Below are 19,294 nucleotides of genomic sequence, written 5' to 3' on the forward strand. Positions count from 1 at the left end.
GGGTTAAATCTTACGAATCATTACACAACATTCTGCGTCGGGGCCGCCGTACGGCCCCGGTTTCTACTGCAGTGTCGTGTCGATTTCCTGCTCATGGGCCAGCGCGGTGCCCTGGCTCAGGTCTACCTGGAAGCGGCAGCCGTGGGGCGCGGTGGCGGTCAGGGTCACGCGCCAGCCCTGGTCGTCGCAGATCCGCTGCACCAGCGAAAGCCCCAGGCCGAGCCCCTCGCCACGGCGCTCGTCGCCACGCACGAAGGGCTTGAACATAGCCTCACGCTGCTCCTCGGGAATGCCCACGCCGCTGTCCTCGACACTGAAACCGCGGGCCTCGAGGCTCAGGCGGATATAACCGGTATCGGTGTAATGCGCTGCGTTGCGCAGCAGGTTGCCCATCACCGATTGCAGGAAAGTGGCGTTGTACAAGGTTGGGCTGGCGCTGACACGGCCATCGTAGTAGAGGGTCAGGCCCTTCTGCTCGATGGTGTCGCGCCACACGCCGATCAGATCATCAGCGACCTCGCGCAGGCTGGCCCGCGAGGCCACCGCACCTTCGTCACGCTGGGCGCGGGCCAGCATGAGGAAGGTCTTGACCAGCTCGCGCATCTCCTCGGTGGCACGGGCGATCCGTTCCACCTGGGCGCGTGACCGACTGTCCAGGCCGGTGTTCTCCATCAGCAGTTCGCAGGAAGTCGCGAGCACCATCAATGGGGTGCGCAGTTCGTGGCTGACATCGCTGGTGAACAGTCGCTCGCGGGTCAACGCATCGCGCAAGCGACCAAGGGTATCGTCGAACGCCACCGCCAACTGCCCGACTTCGTCGGCAGCATAGTCCGGCGCAAGCGGCGGCGCCAAACCGAGCAATTGGTCACGATGGCGAACCTGACGCGCCAGACGAATCACCGGCGCCATGACCCGACGCGCCAGCAGCCAGCCAAGGAATGCCGCCAGCACCAGGCTGAGCAGGAAGCCCACCACCACCACGGCGAACAGCACCCGCTCACGCTCCTCGAAATCGCTCTGGTCCTGCAACAGTACATAGCGACGACCGTCCACGACCTCGACCATGGCGTGGTAGGAGAGCTGGTCGCGGAACACTTCATGGAAGCCGGCATCGAGGTGACGCAGGTCCTTGGGCAACTCGAAATCATCGCGACCGCCGCTGAAGTAGAACAACTGGTCAGGGCGCGGGCGGTGGCTCCAGTCACTGACGCTGTCCATGCGCAGCAGACGTTGCAGATCCCCCCCACGCACCGAGGAAATCAGGCGTTCTTCGACCAGGTGAACAGTGGCGACGATGCCGAAGGCAAACGCGCCAGCGACCAGCGCGCTCATCAGTGCAAAGGCAATGATGATGCGCTGGGCAAGGCTCTGCTTAAACTCCATCGCGACCCTCGGCGAGGCGATAGCCGACGCCATGGACGGTATGCAACAGGGGCTTTTCGAACGGCTTGTCGATCACCTGGCGCAGTTGGTGGACATGGCTGCGCAAGCTGTCGCTGTCGGGGCAGTCGTCGCCCCACAGGGCTTCTTCGAGGACTTCGCGGCGCAGCACGTGCGGGCTCTTCTGCATCAGCACCGCCAGCAACTTCAGGCCGACCGGGTTGAGTTTGAGCAGCTTGCCCTGACGGGTGACTTCCAGCGTGTCGAGGTCGTAGCTCAGGTCTGCCACCTGCAGCGTACGCCGACCACCGCCCTGGGCGCGACGCAGCACCGCCTCGATGCGCGCGGCCAATTCGGACAGGGCGAAAGGCTTGAGCAGGTAATCGTCGGCCCCAGAACGGAAGCCCTGCAGGCGATCGTCCAGCTGGTCGCGGGCGGTCAGCATGATCACCGGGGTGTCGCGGCGGGCGTCTTCGCGCAGGCGCTTGCACAGGGTGTAGCCATCGATGCCAGGCAGCATGATATCGAGCACGATCAGGTCATAGTGTTCGGTCGCGGCCAGGTGCAGGCCCGACAGGCCGTCCTGGGCGCAGTCGACGGTGTAGCCTTTCATGCCCAGGTAATCAGCCAGGTTGGCGAGGATATCGCGGTTGTCTTCAACCAGTAGAATGCGCATCGGGGTCTCCTGTGCGGCGCTTCGCTGTGCGCGGCAGGCGCAGCTTACGGCCATTGGCCAGGCATCGCCAGCCTTGGTGGAAAAACAGCGTAACTGACGCTTTTTTCACTGATCCTTCACACACAGAGCATAGCCGCGGACCGAAAATGCCCGATCTTTCGTGCCTTCCCCCTTGCCTGTGGAGCCTTCATGCACACCGCCCGACCCCGCCCGATCAACCCCTGGCTGTACCTTGGCATCCCCCTGGCTACCGCACTGGTTCTGCTGCTGCTCGAGGCCACATCGCTGGACATGGACGTGGCCAACCTGATGTTCGATCCGTCCGTGGGTCAATTCATCGGGCGCCATAGCTACTTCCTCGAGACCATTCTGCATGACCGGGTCAAGCAGGCGGTGATCGGTGTCGGGCTGCTGGCGGTAGTAGCGTTCATCGCCAGTTTCTTCTGGTCACGCCTGGGCAGTTGGCGGCGCGAACTGGGTTGCCTGGTGCTGGCCCTGGGGCTGTCCACCGGTTTTGTCACGCCACTCAAGCAACTGACGGCGGTGCAGTGCCCGTGGAGCCTGACCCAGTTTGGCGGCAAGGAAACCTACAGCAAACTGCTCGAAGCGCGGCCAGCGACCGACAAACCAGGGCTGTGCTGGCCCGGCGGCCATGCAGCGACCGGCTTCAGCCTGTTCGCATTGTTCTTCGTGCTGCGTGACCGCAAGCCACGCCTGGCACGTGGTGCCTTCGCCCTCGCGGCAGGTGTCGGGGTGGTGCTATCGGTAGGCCGGATGATGCAGGGCGCACACTTTCTCTCGCACAACGTCTGGACCGCCGTGTTCTGCTGGTTGATCGGATTGGGCTGCTATTACCTGGTGCTCTATCGCAGGGGGATGGCAAGGGTGACCGTGGCTGAACGCGGCATCGCCTGAGTCGACGCAGGTCTGACACACGTGCATGAAAAAGCCCCGCACAAGGCGGGGCTTTTTCATGCAGCTAGGGCCAGGGCTGGCTTACATCATGCCGCCCATGCCACCCATGCCGCCCATGTCTGGCATGCCGCCAGCAGCTGGCTTGTCTTCCGGCAGGTCAGCAACCATGGCCTCGGTGGTGATCATCAGACCACCGATCGAAGCAGCGGCTTGCAGCGCCGAACGGGTGACCTTGGCTGGGTCCAGGATGCCCATCTCGATCATGTCGCCGTATTCGCCGGTAGCAGCGTTGTAGCCGTAGTTGCCCGAACCCTGCTTGACCTTGTCGGCCACAACGCTTGGCTCGTCGCCGGCGTTGGCAGTGATCTGACGCAGCGGCGCTTCGACGGCGCGACGCAGCAGGGAGATACCGACGTTCTGGTCTTCGTTGTCGCCTTTGAGCTCGGTAATGGCTGCCAGGGCGCGAACCAGGGCAACACCACCGCCAGGCACCACGCCTTCTTCAACGGCTGCACGGGTAGCATGCAGGGCGTCTTCAACGCGGGCTTTCTTCTCTTTCATCTCGACTTCGGTGCCAGCACCGACCTTGATCACGGCAACACCGCCAGCCAGCTTGGCCAGACGCTCTTGCAGCTTCTCACGGTCGTAGTCCGAGGAAGTCTCTTCGATCTGGGCACGGATCTGCTTGACGCGTGCTTCGATGTCGGCGTCAACGCCAGCACCGTCGATGATGGTGGTGTTTTCCTTGGACAGGATGACGCGCTTGGCGTTACCCAGGTGCTCCAGGGTAGTGGTTTCCAGGGTCAGGCCGATTTCTTCGGAGATGACCTGGCCGCCGGTCAGGACGGCGATGTCCTGCAGCATGGCCTTGCGGCGGTCGCCAAAGCCTGGGGCCTTGACCGCAGCAACCTTGACGATGCCGCGCATGTTGTTGACCACCAGGGTAGCCAGGGCTTCGCCTTCGACATCTTCGGCGACGATCAGCAGCGGACGGCCCGACTTGGCAACAGCTTCCAGAACCGGCAGCAGTTCGCGGATGTTCGAGATCTTCTTGTCGACCAGCAGCAGCAGCGGGCCTTCGAGCTCGGCAACCATGGTGTCAGGCTTGTTGATGAAGTACGGCGACAGGTAGCCACGGTCGAACTGCATGCCTTCTACGACGGACAGTTCGTTTTCCAGGCCCGAGCCTTCTTCAACGGTGATCACGCCTTCTTTACCGACTTTTTCCATGGCTTCGGCGATGATTTCACCGATGGAGCTGTCGGAGTTGGCGGAGATGGTGCCGACCTGAGCGATGGCCTTGGAGTCGGCGCATGGCTTGGACAGGTTCTTCAGCTCGGCGACGACGGCAGCGGTGGCCTTGTCGATACCGCGCTTGAGGTCCATCGGGTTCATGCCGGCAGCGACGGCCTTCAGGCCTTCGTTGACAATGGCCTGAGCCAGGACGGTAGCAGTGGTGGTGCCGTCACCGGCAGCGTCGTTGGCCTTGGAAGCAACTTCCTTGACCAGCTGGGCGCCCATGTTCTCGAAGGCGTCCTTCAGTTCGATTTCCTTGGCAACCGAAACACCGTCTTTGGTGATGGTTGGAGCGCCGAAGCTCTTGGCCAGGACAACGTTACGGCCTTTCGGGCCCAGGGTGGCTTTGACAGCGTCAGCCAGAACGTTGACACCAACGAGCATTTTCTTGCGGGCGGAATCGCCGAATTTTACGTCTTTAGCAGCCATGATCGTTTAATCCTTGGAATTCTTTAGCAGGGAAATCGGGGAAATCAGCCTTCGATGACGGCGAGGATTTCGTTCTCGGCCATCACCAGCAGGTCTTCGCCATCGACTTTCACGGTGTTGCTACCCGAGTAAGGGCCGAAAACCACTTTGTCACCCACTTTCACGGCCAGCGCGCGAACTTCGCCGTTGTCCAGAACGCGACCGGTGCCAACGGCGACAACTTCGCCGCGGTTCGGTTTTTCAGCGGCCGAACCCGGCAGGACGATACCGCCAGCGGTTTTCGATTCTTCTTCGCTGCGACGGATGACGACGCGGTCATGCAGAGGACGAAGCTTCATTGTCGATCTCTCCCAAATTGTGGTTTTCATCGGCCGGTGTCGACACCGGCGGTTGAGGCTATCCGGCGTTGCCGGAGGGGGCTCGCGGCGTGCGAACCCCACGTGTCATGTCTGGTGTTGCCACCAGAAACCTTGCGGTGACACATACATGAGGCCGCTCGATTCGATTACAAGGCTTGCCATGGAATTTTTTTAATCGGCGTGTACACGCCGAAAAAAGCAGGGGCCGCATAGCGGCCCCCTTGGGTTCATTTGTCGATCACTGATCGCGGCGCTCGTATTCGCCCTCGATCACATTCGGACGGTGACCGCCATCGCGCGGCTGCCCGTTGAACGGATCATCCTGGAACGCCCGCTGGCGCGTGGCCTGGGCCTCGGCCCGTTGGCGCAACTTGCGCGCAACCAGATGGCGGGTGAAGGGCAGCAGGCACAGCAGACCCAGCACATCGCTGATGAAGCCCGGCAGCAGCAGCAAGCCACCACCCACAGCCAGCATCAGACCCTGGAACATGTCCTCAGCGGGCAGTTCGCCGCGCTGCAGGCTTTCACGGGCGCGCAGCGCCGTCGCCAGCCCGGCCAGGCGCATGACCAGCAGGCCGAGAGCGGAACCGGCGATGATCAGCAGCAGCGCCGGGAAGAAACCGATGGCGGCGCTGACTTTGACGAAGACGAACAACTCCAGCACCGGAAAAATCAGGAACAGCAGTAGAAAAGCACGCATCAAGGATTCCTCGACGGAAGAGAACCTTCCAATAAGACCTCAAATGGATGCAACTGCTCGCGATTTCAACCCTCGACCTTCGCCGGAGTGGGCCACTGGTCGGCGCGTGCCAGCAATACCAAGGCTTCGCGCACTTGTGTCGGCGTATTGCAAGTGTTCGGGAACGCCAGCCAGTGAATCGCCTGGCCGATGCGCAGGTGCATCCCCTCGCTGTCGATGCCGACCATCTCGGCCGGTACACTGCGCGGCAGACCAGTGAGCTCGACGTAATGGGCGATGGCGTTGGCATGATCGCTGTTCATGTGCTCGATCATGCTGGCCTCTGCCGCCCCGGCGAAAGGGTTGGCCAAGGTGACGTCGTCGAGCCAGTGGATCGCGCCGAAGCCGCCGATGTAGCGATGCCGCACAGGTTCCAGCACCCAGAAGTCGAAATCGTGGGCCTTGTGGTAGTTGCTGGCATCGGGGAAGTACCGGTAGTAGCGCGCAGCAGCCGCGTCGATGGCGGCTTCGTCGGTCAGCTTGCGCGCCTCGGCCATCACTGTCAGGCGGCCGACCGCCTGCACGTCTTCGGCGTCACGCTCGCCCACCAGCAGCGAGCACTTGGCATCCTTCTGCAGGTTATGGGTGTGCTGGGCGATACGGCTGATGAGGATCAGCGGGTGCCCTTGGGCGTCCAGGCAGTAGGGCACCACCGAACCGAAGGGGAAGCCAGGCATGGACTTGGACAGGGTCGAGAGAACGCCGCGGTACTCTTCGAGCAGCAGTTCCCGGGCGGGGCGGATGGCGTTGGTACTCACGGGGAACTCCTGGGGCAGCGGACTGGATGGGTGACAAGATAATCATTATCACCGCCGCCTGCCACAGGAGCGCTGTACAGCTCCGTGAGAACGGTCTTACCAGGCCACACCGAAACCTGCGGTGTAGCGGGTCTTGTCCAGGTCGCTGTCGCTGGTGCCCTTGATCAGGTCCTTCTCGGCCTTGAGGTTGAGCGAGGCCCACTCGGTCACCTTGTAGCGCAGGCCCATCTCGGCATCCAGCGAGTAATCGGCGACCGAACCGAATGGCTTGCCCAGCTCGCCGGTGGTGAAGAACTCGACCTTCTTGCCGATCAGGTAGCGGTTGTAGTCCCACTTCACCGCTGCCGAATAGAAGTTATCCTTGCCGCCATCGCGGTATTCGTAGTCGGTGCGGTTGATCAGCGAACCAAGCGAGAACGCGCCCAGCTCGTCGTCCCAGAACTGATAGCCCGGGCCAGTACCGACGGTACGCTGGCGTGCCAGATTCTCGATCTGGTCACGCTTGTATTCCAGGCGCCCCTGCCAGAACCATTTTTCGGTGAGGAAACGGTCCAGCGCGTACTCGGCGCTCCAGTTGTTGGTGGTGGTGACATCGTCCTTGGTTTCGCGGTTGTACTCGCCTTCGGCGTTGTGCCGCCAGCGGCCATGGCGCGCGGTGGTCTTGAAGCTGACGTCGTAGTCGTCGGTGTCGTTTTCGGCACGTTTGTAGTCCAGCGCCAGGTCGACATTACCTTTCCACAGGAAGTCCTCGACCAGCGGGCGCGGCTTCATGATCTGCTCGATACTGGCGAGCTCCACGGTCTTGGGCGCATCGCCGTTGGCCAGGGTCACCTTGCCGGCTTCGGCGGCCTTGAGCGACTTGGCCTTCTCGCCGGAGTAGGCGTCCTGCTTGACCAACAGTTCCTGGTCGCTTTCGAGGGTCTGAACCTGCTTCCAGTCCAGGGCGATACTGCCGCCATAGGGTGTTTCGAGCAGCAGCTTGCCGCCGTCGAAGACCTTGATCTTGCCGCTCAGGCGGTCACCGTTCTTCATCCAGACGGTGTCTGCCAGCACGGGCGCAGAGAGGGTGGCGGCGAAAAGGCACAGCAAAGCTCTAGAGGACATAGGCAGAATTTGCGTTCGGTTGGACGAAAAAAGTCGGGCATTATCCAGATACCCACGACCAGAGCAAGGACAGACCGGGCCTATGCCTACGAGTTCAATTCTCATTTCCGCCAATCTTTCATCTTGTTTCACCTTCAGGTCAGGAATTGACTGATGTCTGATCAATCGATTCCGCATCCGGACGATCCCGAAGCCCGACGAATGGCACTGTATTCGGTGCTCGGCCAAGTGCCGGCTGGCAAGGTGATCAGTTACGGCCAATTGGCGGAACTGGCCGGCCTTGGCCGCGCTGCACGCTGGGTCGGGCGCACCCTCGGGCAACTGCCGCCTGACACACGCCTGCCGTGGCACCGGGTGCTCGGGGCCGGTGGCCGCCTGAGCCTCGCGTTGGGTACGCCGTCGGGCGATGAACAACGCGCCAGGCTGCGCGCAGAGGGCGTGAATGTGACCAATAATCGAGTGGATATGTCGCGCCATGGCTGGCGCCCAATGGAGCACAGCGGTTAGAGTGCGCGCTTTGTTTTCGCAAACTTGAGGCAGATGTTGGCCCATGCCCCGTAAAACCTGGCGCGCTGCGCTCGCTGCCTATGCCAGCCCGTCGACCTTGGTGCTGTTGTTGCTCGGTTTCGCCGCCGGCCTGCCCTACATGCTGGTGTTTTCAACGCTTTCGGTGTGGCTGCGCGAAGCCGGTGTCGCCCGCGAGACCATCGGCTATGCCAGCCTGATCGGTCTGGCCTACGCGTTCAAATGGGTCTGGTCGCCGCTGCTCGACCAATGGCGCCTGCCGCTGCTCGGCGGCATGGGACGGCGTCGCTCGTGGCTGCTGCTGTCGCAGGTGCTGGTCGTCGTAGGGCTCATGGGCATGGGCCTGTGCGATCCGCAGAAACACCTGTCCTGGCTGATCGCCCTGGCGGTGCTGGTGGCCTTCGCCTCGGCCACCCAGGACATCGCCGTCGACGCCTACCGCCTGGAAATCGCCGATGACCAGCGCCAGGCTGCCCTCGCCGCCAGTTACATGGCTGGCTATCGGGTCGCGGCACTACTGGCCACCGCTGGCGCGCTGTTCTTCGCCGAATGGTTCGGCTCCACCGGTTTCAGCTACCTGCACAAAGCCTGGACCGGCACCTACGTGCTGTTCGGCATCCTCATGCTGCCGGCGCTGTTCACCACACTGGTGATGCGTGAGCCCCCCGTGCCGCTGCGCACGCAGCTGTCGGCGGCGCGCTACGGGTTGATGCATCAGCTGGTGTCGGTGTTCGTGCTGATCATCCTGCTGGTGTCGGTGCCCGCCAGCTTCACCCAGATGTTCAACACCGACTGGGCCAGCGTGGTGTTTGGCGACTCGACCATGCTCGACCTGCTGCTCGAAGACCGCGCCTTCCTGCGCCTGATCCTCTATGCACTGCTGACCTGGGCCTGCCTGTCTTCCATGGGCCGCCGCGGCCTGGCGCCGGTACTCACGCCGGTCAACGACTTCATCGTCCGCTACCGCTGGCAGGCCTTGCTGTTACTGGGACTGATCGCCACGTACCGGATGTCGGACACCGTGATGGGCGTCATGGCCAACGTGTTCTACATCGACATGGGCTTCACCAAGGACCAGATCGCCAGCGTCAGCAAGATCTTCGGCCTGATCATGACCCTGGTCGGTGCCGGTGTCGGCGGGCTGCTGATCGTGCGCTTCGGCATCCTGCCGATCCTGTTCATCGGCGGCGTGGCGTCGGCAGGTACCAACATCCTGTTCGTGATGCTGGCCGACATGGGGCCGAACCTGGAAATGCTGGTGGTGACCATCTCGCTGGACAACTTCAGCTCCGGCATGGCGACCTCGGCGTTCGTTGCCTACCTGTCTAGCCTGACCAACCTGAAGTTCTCGGCCACCCAGTACGCACTGCTGAGCTCGATCATGCTCTTGCTGCCGCGGCTGATCGGCGGCTATTCGGGGGTGATGGTGGAGAAGTTCGGGTATCACAACTTCTTCATGATCACCGCCCTGCTGGGCGTGCCCACGCTGATCCTGATCGCGCTGCACTGGCGCCAGGAAGTAGGACGCGGCAAGCAGGCGCAGGCGGAAAACTCGGTGACCGAGCAGCCCTGACAATCGCCTCGTCCTTTTCGCGGGTTCGCCCGCGAAAAGGACGACGCCGTTTTCAAGCCTACTGAACGACAGCCCCTTCCCCAGGCCGACCGCCCACCACGAACCACAACGGCCACAGCGCCAGCGCCCCGGCAATCCCTGCACCCAAGGCAAAGTGCAACAAGCTCGCCCCTGCACCCAGCATCGCCAACACCGCGCCCCCCAGCCCCAGCAAGGCGATGGTGATCATCCCCAGCATCGCCGACACCAGCCCCTTGCTCTGCTCGCTGGAGAACAGCGTCATGCGGTACAGCACCGCGTTGGCCACACCCAACCCCAGTGCATAGAGCGACATGCCAGCGACCACACTGGTCACCGTCGGCCACAACCAGGTCGCCAGCACCATCAGGCACAACCCGGCCAGGTACGGCCACAGGGCACCGCGCACCAGCGCAGGCAGCGGATAACGATCCGCAATACGATTGATGATGAGGTTGCCGAGGATCAGTCCACCAAACACCGGTAACTGCCACAGCGCGTATTCCAGGGTGCTCAGCCCCTCGTCATGAATCAGCAGGACCGGCGACAGGCCGATCCAGCCGATCAGCGGCAAGCCCACCAAACCCAATGCCGCGCTGCCAGCCACAAAACGACGGTTGCCCAGCAACTGCGCGTAACCGGCCAGCAAGGGCAACAGGTGGATGGGTGTGAAGGCCAGGCGCGAGCCATCACGGCGCTCGACCCCGAGCGTTTCAGGCATCAGGCGATACAGCAGCCCCCAGCACAGCACCGCGCCCACCGCGAAGGCGACGAACAGCCAGCGCCAGTCGAGCCACTGCAGCATCAACGTCCCCACCAGCGGCCCGAGCAACGGCGAGAGCAGCGCAATGTTGGCCAGCAGCGCCATCATCCGCACCGCGTCAGCCTCGCTGAACGCCTCGTTGAGCGCCGGATAGCTCACCGTCACCACGAAGCCCAGGCCAATGCCCTGCAGCAGGCGCAGCAGATTGAACAGACCGATATCGTGCACCCAGAAGGTCGCAAGGCATGCCGCACCAAAGAAGGCGCAGCCGGTCAGCAGCAGTGGACGGCGGCCATAGCGGTCGGCCAGCGGGCCGATCAGCCACTGCAGCACTACGCCGCCAAGCAGGTAGAGGTTCAGGGCGTGGGGAATGAATTCAGGGCTGGCCTTGAGATCGTCGACCACCACCGGCATGGCAGGCATGACGGCATCGCTGGCCAGGTAGGTCAGCAGTTCGAACAGGGCAAGGGTCAGGCCGAACAACAGGGCCCGCAGAGGAGTGATATACAACAATGGTTTCATGATGGCGTTTCGGGTGCAGACAGAAGGGGTCAGGCTATATGCCAGAAATCACCGGCTTTGGCTGTGAACAAGTGTAAGGCGCAAAAAACAAGGGCCCCTGCAGGGGCCCCGTTGTACAGCGTGGGTTACTGCGCGGCAGTCTCCTGCACCACGCGAATCACCCGCTGCGGGAAGGGAATGTCGATCCCCTCGGCCTTCAGGCGATCGCGCGCCTGCTCGTTGAGCATGAACATCACGTCCCAGTAGTCGGCAGTCTTGGTCCACAGGCGCAGCGACACGGTGATCGAACTGTCACCAAGCGTGGCAACCACCGCCTGAGGCGCTGGGTCGGGCAGCACCCGAGGGTCCTGCGCCAGCTCCAGCAGCACGTTGCGCGCCTTCTGCAGGTCGGCCTCGTAGTCCACACCCACGTCGAACACGACCTTGCGCGTCGGCTGGCGGTTGGTGTTGACGATGATGCCGTTGGACAAGGTGCCGTTAGGCAGAATGACCGTCTTGTTATCACCGCTACGCAGCACGGTGTGGAAGATCTGGATGCTGTCGACGGTCCCGCTCACACCCTGGGCCTCGATCCAGTCGCCGATGCGGAACGGGCGGAACAGCAGGATCAGCACGCCACCGGCAAAGTTTGCCAGGCTGCCCTGCAAGGCCAGGCCGATGGCCAGCACGGCACCACCCATGGCAGCGACGAACGAGGTGGTTTCGATGCCGATCATCGACGCCACGCTGATCGCCAGCATCACCTTGAGCACGATGTTGGACAGCGTGCGGATGAAACCCTGCAACGCCGGGTCAGCTACCCGCAGGCCGACGAGCCTGGCCAATCGATCACTGATCTTGTTGGTGATCCACCAGCCGATCGCCAGGGTCAGCAGCGCCAGCAACAAACGACTGCCGTACGCCATGATCAAGGGAATCCAAGTCTCGGACTGGCGTACCAGTTGATCGACTTCAGCGTTCAAATCCATGTTCATCTCCTGATGTCGAACGACACGTGCACAGTAAAGCAGACCGCCGGACATTCAGCGGTCGCAGGAAGCGATGGACATTGGTGTGCCATCAAGGTTCCTGCCCCGCAGAATCAGTCGCGGAAGTTGTTGAACTGCAGCGGCATGTCGAATTCCTTGGCGCGCAGGGCAGCGATGGCTTCCTGCAGGTCGTCGCGCTTCTTGCCGGTGACCCGTACCTGCTCGCCCTGGATGGCGGCCTGGACCTTGAGCTTGGCATCCTTGATGTGGGCGACGATCTTCTTCGCCAGCTCCTTGTCGATGCCCTCGCGGAACTTGGCTTCCTGTTTCATTTCCTTGCCGGAAGCATAGGGATCCTTGGTTTCCAGGCACTTGACGTCGATCTTGCGCTTGACCAGCGCCAGGCGCAGGATTTCGATCATCGCCTCGAGCTGGAATTCGGCTTCGGCAGTGAGCATCACGGTCTGCTCCTTGTCCTTGAACTCGAAGCTGCCCTTGCCCTTGAGGTCGTAGCGGCGATCGAGCTCCTTGATGGCGTTTTCGACCGCGTTCTGCACTTCGTGCTTGTCCAGTTCCGATACCACGTCGAACGAAGGCATGGTTGTTCTCCATAAAATAAAAGCGCGCTCGGCTTGAAGATGGAGCGCGTCGGGTTTGATGGTTAAAATGCGGGCTCATTATAACGGGTTGCGAAACGCAGATGAGCAGCACCTGGCATATTCTCGGCGCCGGCAGCCTCGGCAGCCTCTGGGCCTGCCGCCTGGCACGGGCGGGCAAGGCCGTGCGCCTGGTGCTGCGCGATGAACAGCGCCTGGCAGCTTATGAAGCCGAAGGCGGCCTGACCCTGATCGAACAGCACCAGACAACACAATTCGCCATTCCGGCACAGACCTGCGAGGGCGAAGGCCCTATCCACCGCCTGCTGCTGGCGTGCAAGGCCTACGACGCCGCGCCTGCCGTCGCGCGCCTGGCGCCGCGGCTGGCCGAAGGTGCTGAGCTGGTCCTGCTGCAGAACGGCCTCGGCAGCCAGGATGAAGTGGCCGAGCAGGCTCCCCACGCCCGCTGTATCTTCGCCTCCAGCACCGAAGGTGCGTTCCGCGAGCGCGACTGGCAGGTGCGGTTCGCTGGCCAGGGCTTCAATTGGCTGGGCGATCCGGGCAACCCTGGCGCCCCCGAATGGTTCGACGATCTGAGCGAGGCCGGCATCCCGGCCGAGTGGTCGCTGGACATACTCACCCGCCTGTGGCGCAAGCTTGCACTCAATTGTGCGATCAACCCGCTGACGGTGCTTTACGACTGCCAGAACGGCGGGCTGCTTGGTCACCTGCCTGAAGTCGACGAACTTTGCCTGGAACTGAGCACCCTCCTGCGCAGTGCTGGGCAAGCGCAAGCGGCCGAAAACCTGGCCGAAGACGTCCAGCGGGTGATCGTGGCGACCGCGGCCAACTACTCTTCGATGTACCAGGACGTGCGCGCAGGCCGACGTACCGAGCTGCACTACCTGCTTGGCCATGCCTGCAACGTTGCCGCCCGGCATGGCCTGGCGACACCTGGCCTGGAACACCTGCGCCAACGCCTGGTCGATAACCTGCAGGCACGCAACCTGCCCAGCGACTGACGCTGCCCACCCACCGACACGGACATCACCTCGCCCATGACCCTGCGCCAACGCCTGGAAAACCTCCCGGTCGGGCAAAAACTGCTGGCCGCCCTGCTGGTGCTGCTGGTCACCATCCTGCTGGTGGCCAACCTGGCCTTCATCAGCGCCGCCTACTGGATCACCCAGGAAAGCATGGCTCCCCAGGCGCTACAGACCATCGGCCGGTTGGTCGCCAACCCACAGCTTTCCGCGCGCGCCAGCGACAGCCCAGAAGCCGCCAGCGCCTTGCTCAAGGAGCTCGACAGCTATTCACCCCTGCGCGCCGCCGCCGTGTATGCCAGCGACGGGCGCCTGCTGGCCCAACTGCAACATGGCCAGCCACTGAGCATGCCCAAGCGCTACCGCAACATCGACGGCTGGCGCCTCACCGAGTTTCGCAGCACTCAGCTGATCGCCCTGCCCCGTCCAGGCAGCCCACCCGCGCACCTGCTGCTGGTGGCCAGCAGCGAATTGCCGGTTGCGTTCTATACCGGCACCCTGTCTGCCAGCCTGGCGATTCTGGTGTTCAGCATTCTGCTGTGGCTGATCATCGCCCGGCAGATCAAGCGCCTCATCACCCAGCCGATCAACAGCCTCGAGGAGCTCTCGCGCCAGGTGACCCGCGAGGAGAGCTACGCCCTGCGTGCGCAACGCGGCAACGACGACGAAATCGGCAGCCTTGCCGAAGCGTTCAACACCATGCTGTCGCGTATCGAAGCGCGCGAAGACCAGCTCAAGCGTGCCCGCGACGAATTCCAGTCGGCTTTCGACCAGGCCCAGGGCCTGGCCGAGGAAACCCGCCACACCAACCGCAAGCTGGAACTGGAAGTTCAGGTGCGCAGCAAGATCGAGAAAAAGCTGACAGGCTTCCAGAACTACCTGAACAGCATCATCGACTCCATGCCTTCGGCACTGATCGCCCTCGACGAGCAGCTCTACGTCACGCAATGGAACCAGGAAGCCACCGCGCTTTCCGGAACGCCGTTGGACGAGGCGCTGAACCAGCCGATCTTCATCGCTTTCGAGCCACTCAAACCATTCCTGCCACAGCTCAAGGAGACGGTGGAAAAACACCGGGTAGCGAAGGTCGAGCGGGTCACCTGGCCCAAGGACGACGAGCCACGCCACTACGCGCTCACGTTCTATCCGCTGACCGGCGGCGGCGGGCGTGGGGTGGTGATCCGCATCGACGACATCACCCAGCGCCTGTCGCTGGAAGAAATGATGGTGCAATCGGAAAAGATGCTCTCGGTCGGCGGCCTGGCCGCAGGCATGGCCCACGAGATCAACAACCCGCTGGGCGCGATCCTGCACAACGTGCAGAACATTCGTCGACGCCTGTCGCCGGAACTGCCGCGCAATCAGGAGCAGGCCGACGAGCTGGGCATCGACCTGGCCAGCATCAACCGCTACCTGGAGGGCCGCGAAGTGCCGCAATTGCTCGACGGCATCCAGCAGGCCGGCGCGCGGGCCGCGAAGATCGTCACCCACATGCTCAGCTTCAGCCGCCGCAGCAACCGCCAACTGGCGCCTTGCAACCTGCCCGCCTTGATCGACCAGGCGGTGGAGATCGCCGGCAACGACTTCGACCTGACGGAGGGCTTCGACTTCAAGGGCCAGGCCATCGTCCGTCAGTTCGACCCCGAGCTCGGCCCCGTGCCCTGCACCGCCAACGAACTGGAACAAGTGCTGCTCAACCTGCTGAAGAACGCCGCCCAGGCCATCCATCAGCGCCCGGCGCCCAGCGAACCGGGGCGCATCACCCTGCGCACCCGCCTCAACCCGCCATGGGCCGAAATCCAGGTGGAAGATAACGGCATCGGCATGCCCGAGTCGGTGCGCAAGCGCACCTTCGAGCCGTTCTTCACCACCAAGGAGATCGGCCAGGGCACCGGTCTGGGCCTTTCGGTCTCGTACTTCATCATCACCAACAACCACAAAGGGCAGATGGAGGTGCACTCCACCCCAGGCCAAGGCACCTGCTTCACCCTGCGCCTGCCCTTGAGCCAGCTGGGGGCCATGCCCCCGGCCAAGACGGAGGCATGACATGGGCTATCGCCTGTCGAAGATCTACACCCGCACCGGCGACAAGGGCGAGACCGGACTTGGCGACGGTCGCCGCGTCCCCAAGGACCATCCGCGCATCGAGGCCATCGGCGAGGTGGACATGCTCAACAGCCAGCTGGGCGTGCTGCTCGCCGGGCTGGCCGAGCAAGGCCTGGATGAGCTGAGCGAGGTGTTGGCGCCTTGTCAGCATCGGCTGTTCGACCTCGGCGGCGAACTGGCGATGCCCAGTTACCAGGCGCTGGACCAGGCCGAAGTGCAGCGCCTGGAAGCGGTCATCGATAGGTGGAACGAGGAGCTGGGGCCATTGAAGAACTTCATTCTGCCCAGCGGCTCGGCGCTGGTGGCCCAGGCCCATGTGTGTCGCGCCCAGGCGCGGGGGGCGGAGCGGCGCTGCCAGCAGTTGAATGCCGTCGAGCCGCTTGAGGGGGTGGGGTTGGCCTATATCAACCGGTTGTCGGACCTGCTGTTTGTCGCAGCGCGGATCATCGGCCGACGCCAGGGAGTGGCCGAGGTGCTGTGGCAGCCTGCCGAGAAGCCGCAAGGCTGAGACCATCGGGGCCGCAAAGCGGCCCCGGCTGCGACTCAGGCTTGAGGCCAGAACGCCCGAATCCCGGCAACACCTTGAGCACCCGCCTCACGGGCCCGCTCACGCTCACCCGGCCCGACCCCGCCCAGCAGGAACACTGGCTGGTTGAAGCCTGCAATCAAGCGCTGCGCCTCCTCCCAACCAATCGGCGTGGCCTCGGGGTGGGTCTGGGTAGGCTGTACTGGCGACAGAGTGACAAAGTCCACTCCCATCTGCCGTGCCAGCTCGAGCTCCTCGGCGCTATGGCAGGAAGCCGCCAGCCAGCGATTCTGCGGGAACGGTCGCCCCTTGGCAGCGTACTTGCGCAATTGCGCCGCCGTCAGGTGCCAACCTGCAGACGGGAAGTCCCCCAGCCACTCCAGTGGTCCCTTGAGCATCAGCAGAGCCTTGCCTGCACAGAGCCCGACCGCATCCACCGCCACATCGCGGTACTTGGGGTCGTACATGTCTGGCGCGCGCAACTGGATCAACCTGATGCCGGAGGCCACTGCCTTCTGGATACCGCGCAGCAACGCCGGGGTATCGAGCCCATCCGGGGTGATCAGGTACTGATCCGGCAGGCGCGTGGCCGCCACGATCGGTTTATTGGCCTCGGGAAATGCATGCTGGTCCAGGTCTCGCGGAGCAACCCACGCCAATGGCTGGCCCTCGGCGCCATGGGGCTCGCCGGTGAAAGCCGACACCTCGCGCACGTCCAGCAGCACCTGCTTGTCCGGGTAGTCATGGCTGACCTTGATCAGCGGCCGAGAGGCGCTGACGACGATACCCAGCTCCTCGTGCAGCTCACGGGCCAGTGCGGCCTCGACGCCCTCGCCCTCTTCCACCTTGCCGCCGGGAAATTCCCACAGGCCGCCCTGGTGCTGAGTATCGGCGCGGCGCGCGATGAGGATGCGCCCGTCGACGCCGCGAATGACGGCTGCAACTACATGGATCCGTTTCACCCGTCACACTCCATCAAGCCCGCCTTTTGCCAGGCCTGGAAGGCCGGCCAGTTGTAGATCGTTTCGATGTATGCCGCAGCCTGCGCGGGCACTTGCACACGGTAGGTACGCAAACGCACCGCCACCGGGGCGAAGAAGGCATCGGCCAGCGTGGGCCGTCCGAACAGGAACGGGCCGCCGTCCTTGGCCATCAGGCGGCACTCGCCCCACAAGGCGACGATGCGGTCGATATCGACCTGCACTTCGAGCGGCACGCTATCCAACGCCTGATCGCGCGAAAGATCGAACGGCATCGCACCGCGCAAGGCGAAGAAACCACTGTGCATCTGCGCACACGCCGAGCGCGCCTGGGCACGCGCAGCGACCTCCACCGGCCAGAGCTGCGCCTCGGGGTGCTGTTCGTTGAGGTATTCGGCGATGGCCAGGGAGTCGGCGATCACGCCGTGCTCGGTCTTGAGCAGCGGCACCTTGCCGGTGGCCGAGAATTCGAGAATGCGCTTGCGGGTATCAGGCTGGTTGAGCTTGATCAGTGTCTCGTCATAACCGACGCCTGCCAGCTCAAGGGCCAGGGCGCCGCGCAGCGACCAGGAAGAATACAGCTTGTCGCCGATGATCAGGTGATAGCTCATGGTTCGGCTCCATTGCTCTTTGGATTCAGGGCTGCTGCGCAGCCCATCGCGACACAAGGCCGCTCCACAGGTCCCCTTCGAGCCTGTGGCAGCGGCCTTGGGTGGATCAGGTACGGTATTCGGCGTTGATCTTCACGTACTCGTGGGACAGATCAGTGGTCCAGATGGTTTCGCTGCACTGGCCGCGACCCAGTTCGATACGAATGGTGATCTCTTCCTGGGCCATCACCGCCGAACCTTGCTCTTCGGTGTAGCTCGGGCTGCGACCGCCCTTGCTGGCGATGCACACGCTGTCCAGGTACACATCGATCAGGCTGACATCCAGCTCCGGCACGCCTGCACGGCCGACGGCAGCCAGAATGCGGCCCCAGTTGGGGTCGGAGGCGAACAGTGCAGTCTTGATCAGCGGCGAATGAGCGACGGCATAGCCGACATCCAGGCACTCCTGATGATTCCCCCCGCCATTGACCTGCACGGTCACGAACTTGGTCGCACCTTCGCCATCACGGACGATGGCCTGGGCCACTTCCATGCACACGTCGAACACGGCCTTCTTCAGCGCTTCGAACAGCGCGCCACTTGCCTCAGTCACCTCCGGCAGGTTGGCCTTGCCAGTGGCGATCAGCATGCAGCAATCGTTGGTCGAGGTGTCGCCATCGATGGTGATGCGGTTGAACGACTTGTTGGCACCGTCGAGCATCAGGTCCTTGAGCACAGCCGGGGCGACCTTGGCGTCGGTGGCGATGTAGCCGAGCATGGTGGCCATGTTCGGGCGGATCATGCCTGCACCTTTGCTGATCCCGGTGACCGTGACGGTGACGCCGTGGTGCTGGAACTGACGGCTGGCACCCTTGGGCAGGGTGTCGGTGGTCATGATGCCAGTAGCGGCTTCGGCCCAGTTGTTTTCCGAAAGGTTGTCCAGCGCAGCCTGCAGCGCGCCTTCGATCTTCTCGACCGGCAGCGGCTCGCCGATCACCCCGGTGGAGAATGGCAGCACGGACTCGGCGGGCACGCCGGTCAGCTCGGCCAGCTTGGCGCAGGTGCGCTCGGCGGCGGCCAGGCCCGGCGCACCGGTACCGGCGTTGGCGTTACCGGTGTTGGTCAGCAGGTAGCGCACGGTGCCCTGCACGCGCTGCTTGGAGAGGATCACGGGAGCGGCGCAGAAGGCGTTGAGGGTGAACACGCCGGCAACGCTGGAGCCTTCGGCGCAGCGCATCACCACCACGTCCTTGCGCCCAGGGCGCTTGATGCCCGCCGAAGCGATGCCGAGTTCGAAACCGGGAACCGGGTGCAGGGTAGGCAGGGGACCGAGACCGACAGCCATTGGAGCGCTCCTAGAAAATAAATGAGTTGCGAAAAGCAGGGCCGCTTTGCGCCCCATCGCGGCACAAGGCCGCTCCTACAGGT

General features: G+C 63.3%; 19 protein-coding genes. 6 read left to right on the top strand and 13 right to left on the bottom strand.

What is annotated here, in order from left to right; all coding sequences use genetic code 11:
• Positions 1–63 precede the first annotated feature (63 nt).
• Both AB688_RS22855 and colR read right to left on the bottom strand, forming a co-directional pair.
• Positions 64–1,383 carry a sensor histidine kinase gene (locus tag AB688_RS22855; RefSeq protein WP_063545996.1) on the bottom strand — a complete coding sequence of 440 codons (1,320 nt, stop codon included), beginning with the start codon at positions 1,381–1,383 and terminating at the stop codon, positions 64–66.
• On the bottom strand, positions 1,373–2,056 hold the full coding sequence (gene colR / locus AB688_RS22860; protein WP_054893830.1) for a two-component system response regulator ColR: 684 nt from the start codon (positions 2,054–2,056) through the stop codon (positions 1,373–1,375). Before colR ends, AB688_RS22855 begins: the two co-directional genes overlap by 11 nt.
• 189 nt (positions 2,057–2,245) lie before the next feature.
• Here colR and AB688_RS22865 point away from each other — a divergent pair, with 189 nt between their 5' ends.
• Positions 2,246–2,971 carry a phosphatase PAP2 family protein gene (locus tag AB688_RS22865; RefSeq protein ID WP_063545997.1) on the top strand — a complete coding sequence of 242 codons (726 nt, stop codon included), beginning with the start codon at positions 2,246–2,248 and terminating at the stop codon, positions 2,969–2,971.
• Positions 2,972–3,052: 81 nt separating this feature from the next.
• Here the strand turns inward: AB688_RS22865 and groL are convergent, their stop codons facing one another.
• The 5 genes from groL to AB688_RS22890 form a co-directional block, all read right to left on the bottom strand.
• On the bottom strand, positions 3,053–4,696 hold the full coding sequence (gene groL / locus AB688_RS22870; RefSeq protein WP_054893832.1) for a chaperonin GroEL: 1,644 nt from the start codon (positions 4,694–4,696) through the stop codon (positions 3,053–3,055).
• A gap of 44 nt (positions 4,697–4,740) precedes the next feature.
• Complete coding sequence (locus AB688_RS22875; RefSeq protein ID WP_029614823.1) at positions 4,741–5,034, bottom strand: co-chaperone GroES; 294 nt, start codon at positions 5,032–5,034, stop codon at positions 4,741–4,743.
• A 259-nt stretch (positions 5,035–5,293) separates the two neighbouring features.
• Positions 5,294–5,755 carry an FxsA family protein gene (locus AB688_RS22880; RefSeq protein WP_054893833.1) on the bottom strand — a complete coding sequence of 154 codons (462 nt, stop codon included), beginning with the start codon at positions 5,753–5,755 and terminating at the stop codon, positions 5,294–5,296.
• Positions 5,756–5,820: 65 nt separating this feature from the next.
• The gene (locus AB688_RS22885) at positions 5,821–6,552 is read right to left on the bottom strand and encodes a HugZ family protein (RefSeq protein WP_063545998.1); all 732 of its coding nucleotides are present in this window, start codon (positions 6,550–6,552) and stop codon (positions 5,821–5,823) included.
• A gap of 96 nt (positions 6,553–6,648) precedes the next feature.
• Positions 6,649–7,656: a DUF481 domain-containing protein gene (locus AB688_RS22890; protein WP_054893835.1), complete on the bottom strand. Its 1,008-nt coding sequence runs from the start codon at positions 7,654–7,656 to the stop codon at positions 6,649–6,651.
• Positions 7,657–7,809: 153 nt separating this feature from the next.
• On the opposite strand from AB688_RS22890, the gene AB688_RS22895 reads away from it, so the two are divergent.
• A complete protein-coding gene (locus AB688_RS22895; RefSeq protein WP_063545999.1) occupies positions 7,810–8,163 on the top strand; it encodes an MGMT family protein in 354 nt (117 codons plus the stop codon).
• 43 nt (positions 8,164–8,206) lie between these two features.
• Positions 8,207–9,754 carry an AmpG family muropeptide MFS transporter gene (locus AB688_RS22900; RefSeq protein WP_054893837.1) on the top strand — a complete coding sequence of 516 codons (1,548 nt, stop codon included), beginning with the start codon at positions 8,207–8,209 and terminating at the stop codon, positions 9,752–9,754.
• Positions 9,755–9,812: 58 nt separating this feature from the next.
• Here the strand turns inward: AB688_RS22900 and AB688_RS22905 are convergent, their stop codons facing one another.
• The 3 genes from AB688_RS22905 to AB688_RS22915 form a co-directional block, all read right to left on the bottom strand.
• Positions 9,813–11,057 (bottom strand): MFS transporter, encoded by a 1,245-nt coding sequence (locus AB688_RS22905; RefSeq protein ID WP_063546000.1) that lies wholly within the window; start codon positions 11,055–11,057, stop codon positions 9,813–9,815.
• 125 nt (positions 11,058–11,182) lie between these two features.
• The gene (locus tag AB688_RS22910; protein WP_054894024.1) at positions 11,183–12,025 is read right to left on the bottom strand and encodes a mechanosensitive ion channel family protein; all 843 of its coding nucleotides are present in this window, start codon (positions 12,023–12,025) and stop codon (positions 11,183–11,185) included.
• Positions 12,026–12,138: 113 nt separating this feature from the next.
• Positions 12,139–12,624: a YajQ family cyclic di-GMP-binding protein gene (locus AB688_RS22915; RefSeq protein ID WP_054894023.1), complete on the bottom strand. Its 486-nt coding sequence runs from the start codon at positions 12,622–12,624 to the stop codon at positions 12,139–12,141.
• 101 nt (positions 12,625–12,725) lie between these two features.
• On the opposite strand from AB688_RS22915, the gene AB688_RS22920 reads away from it, so the two are divergent.
• The 3 genes from AB688_RS22920 to AB688_RS22930 are packed head-to-tail and all read left to right on the top strand — an operon-like array spanning position 12,726 to position 16,278.
• Positions 12,726–13,643: a putative 2-dehydropantoate 2-reductase gene (locus AB688_RS22920; protein ID WP_063546001.1), complete on the top strand. Its 918-nt coding sequence runs from the start codon at positions 12,726–12,728 to the stop codon at positions 13,641–13,643.
• A gap of 36 nt (positions 13,644–13,679) precedes the next feature.
• On the top strand, positions 13,680–15,710 hold the full coding sequence (locus AB688_RS22925; protein WP_054894021.1) for an ATP-binding protein: 2,031 nt from the start codon (positions 13,680–13,682) through the stop codon (positions 15,708–15,710).
• A 1-nt stretch (position 15,711) separates the two neighbouring features.
• Positions 15,712–16,278 (top strand): cob(I)yrinic acid a,c-diamide adenosyltransferase, encoded by a 567-nt coding sequence (locus AB688_RS22930; protein ID WP_063546002.1) that lies wholly within the window; start codon positions 15,712–15,714, stop codon positions 16,276–16,278.
• 35 nt (positions 16,279–16,313) lie between these two features.
• Here the strand turns inward: AB688_RS22930 and AB688_RS22935 are convergent, their stop codons facing one another.
• The 3 genes from AB688_RS22935 to argJ form a co-directional block, all read right to left on the bottom strand.
• The gene (locus AB688_RS22935; RefSeq protein ID WP_063546003.1) at positions 16,314–17,258 is read right to left on the bottom strand and encodes a Nudix family hydrolase; all 945 of its coding nucleotides are present in this window, start codon (positions 17,256–17,258) and stop codon (positions 16,314–16,316) included.
• Entirely contained in the window at positions 17,255–17,887 is a 633-nt protein-coding gene (locus AB688_RS22940; RefSeq protein WP_063546004.1) for a glutathione S-transferase family protein, read from the bottom strand. The genes AB688_RS22935 and AB688_RS22940 overlap by 4 nt, the downstream gene beginning before the upstream one ends.
• 106 nt (positions 17,888–17,993) lie before the next feature.
• Positions 17,994–19,211, bottom strand: coding sequence for a bifunctional glutamate N-acetyltransferase/amino-acid acetyltransferase ArgJ (argJ, locus tag AB688_RS22945; protein WP_063546005.1), 1,218 nt, complete (start codon positions 19,209–19,211; stop codon positions 17,994–17,996).
• Positions 19,212–19,294: the final 83 nt, after the last annotated feature.

The organism is Pseudomonas putida, assembly GCF_001636055.1.
In the GTDB taxonomy this organism is placed as follows: domain Bacteria; phylum Pseudomonadota; class Gammaproteobacteria; order Pseudomonadales; family Pseudomonadaceae; genus Aquipseudomonas; species Aquipseudomonas machongensis.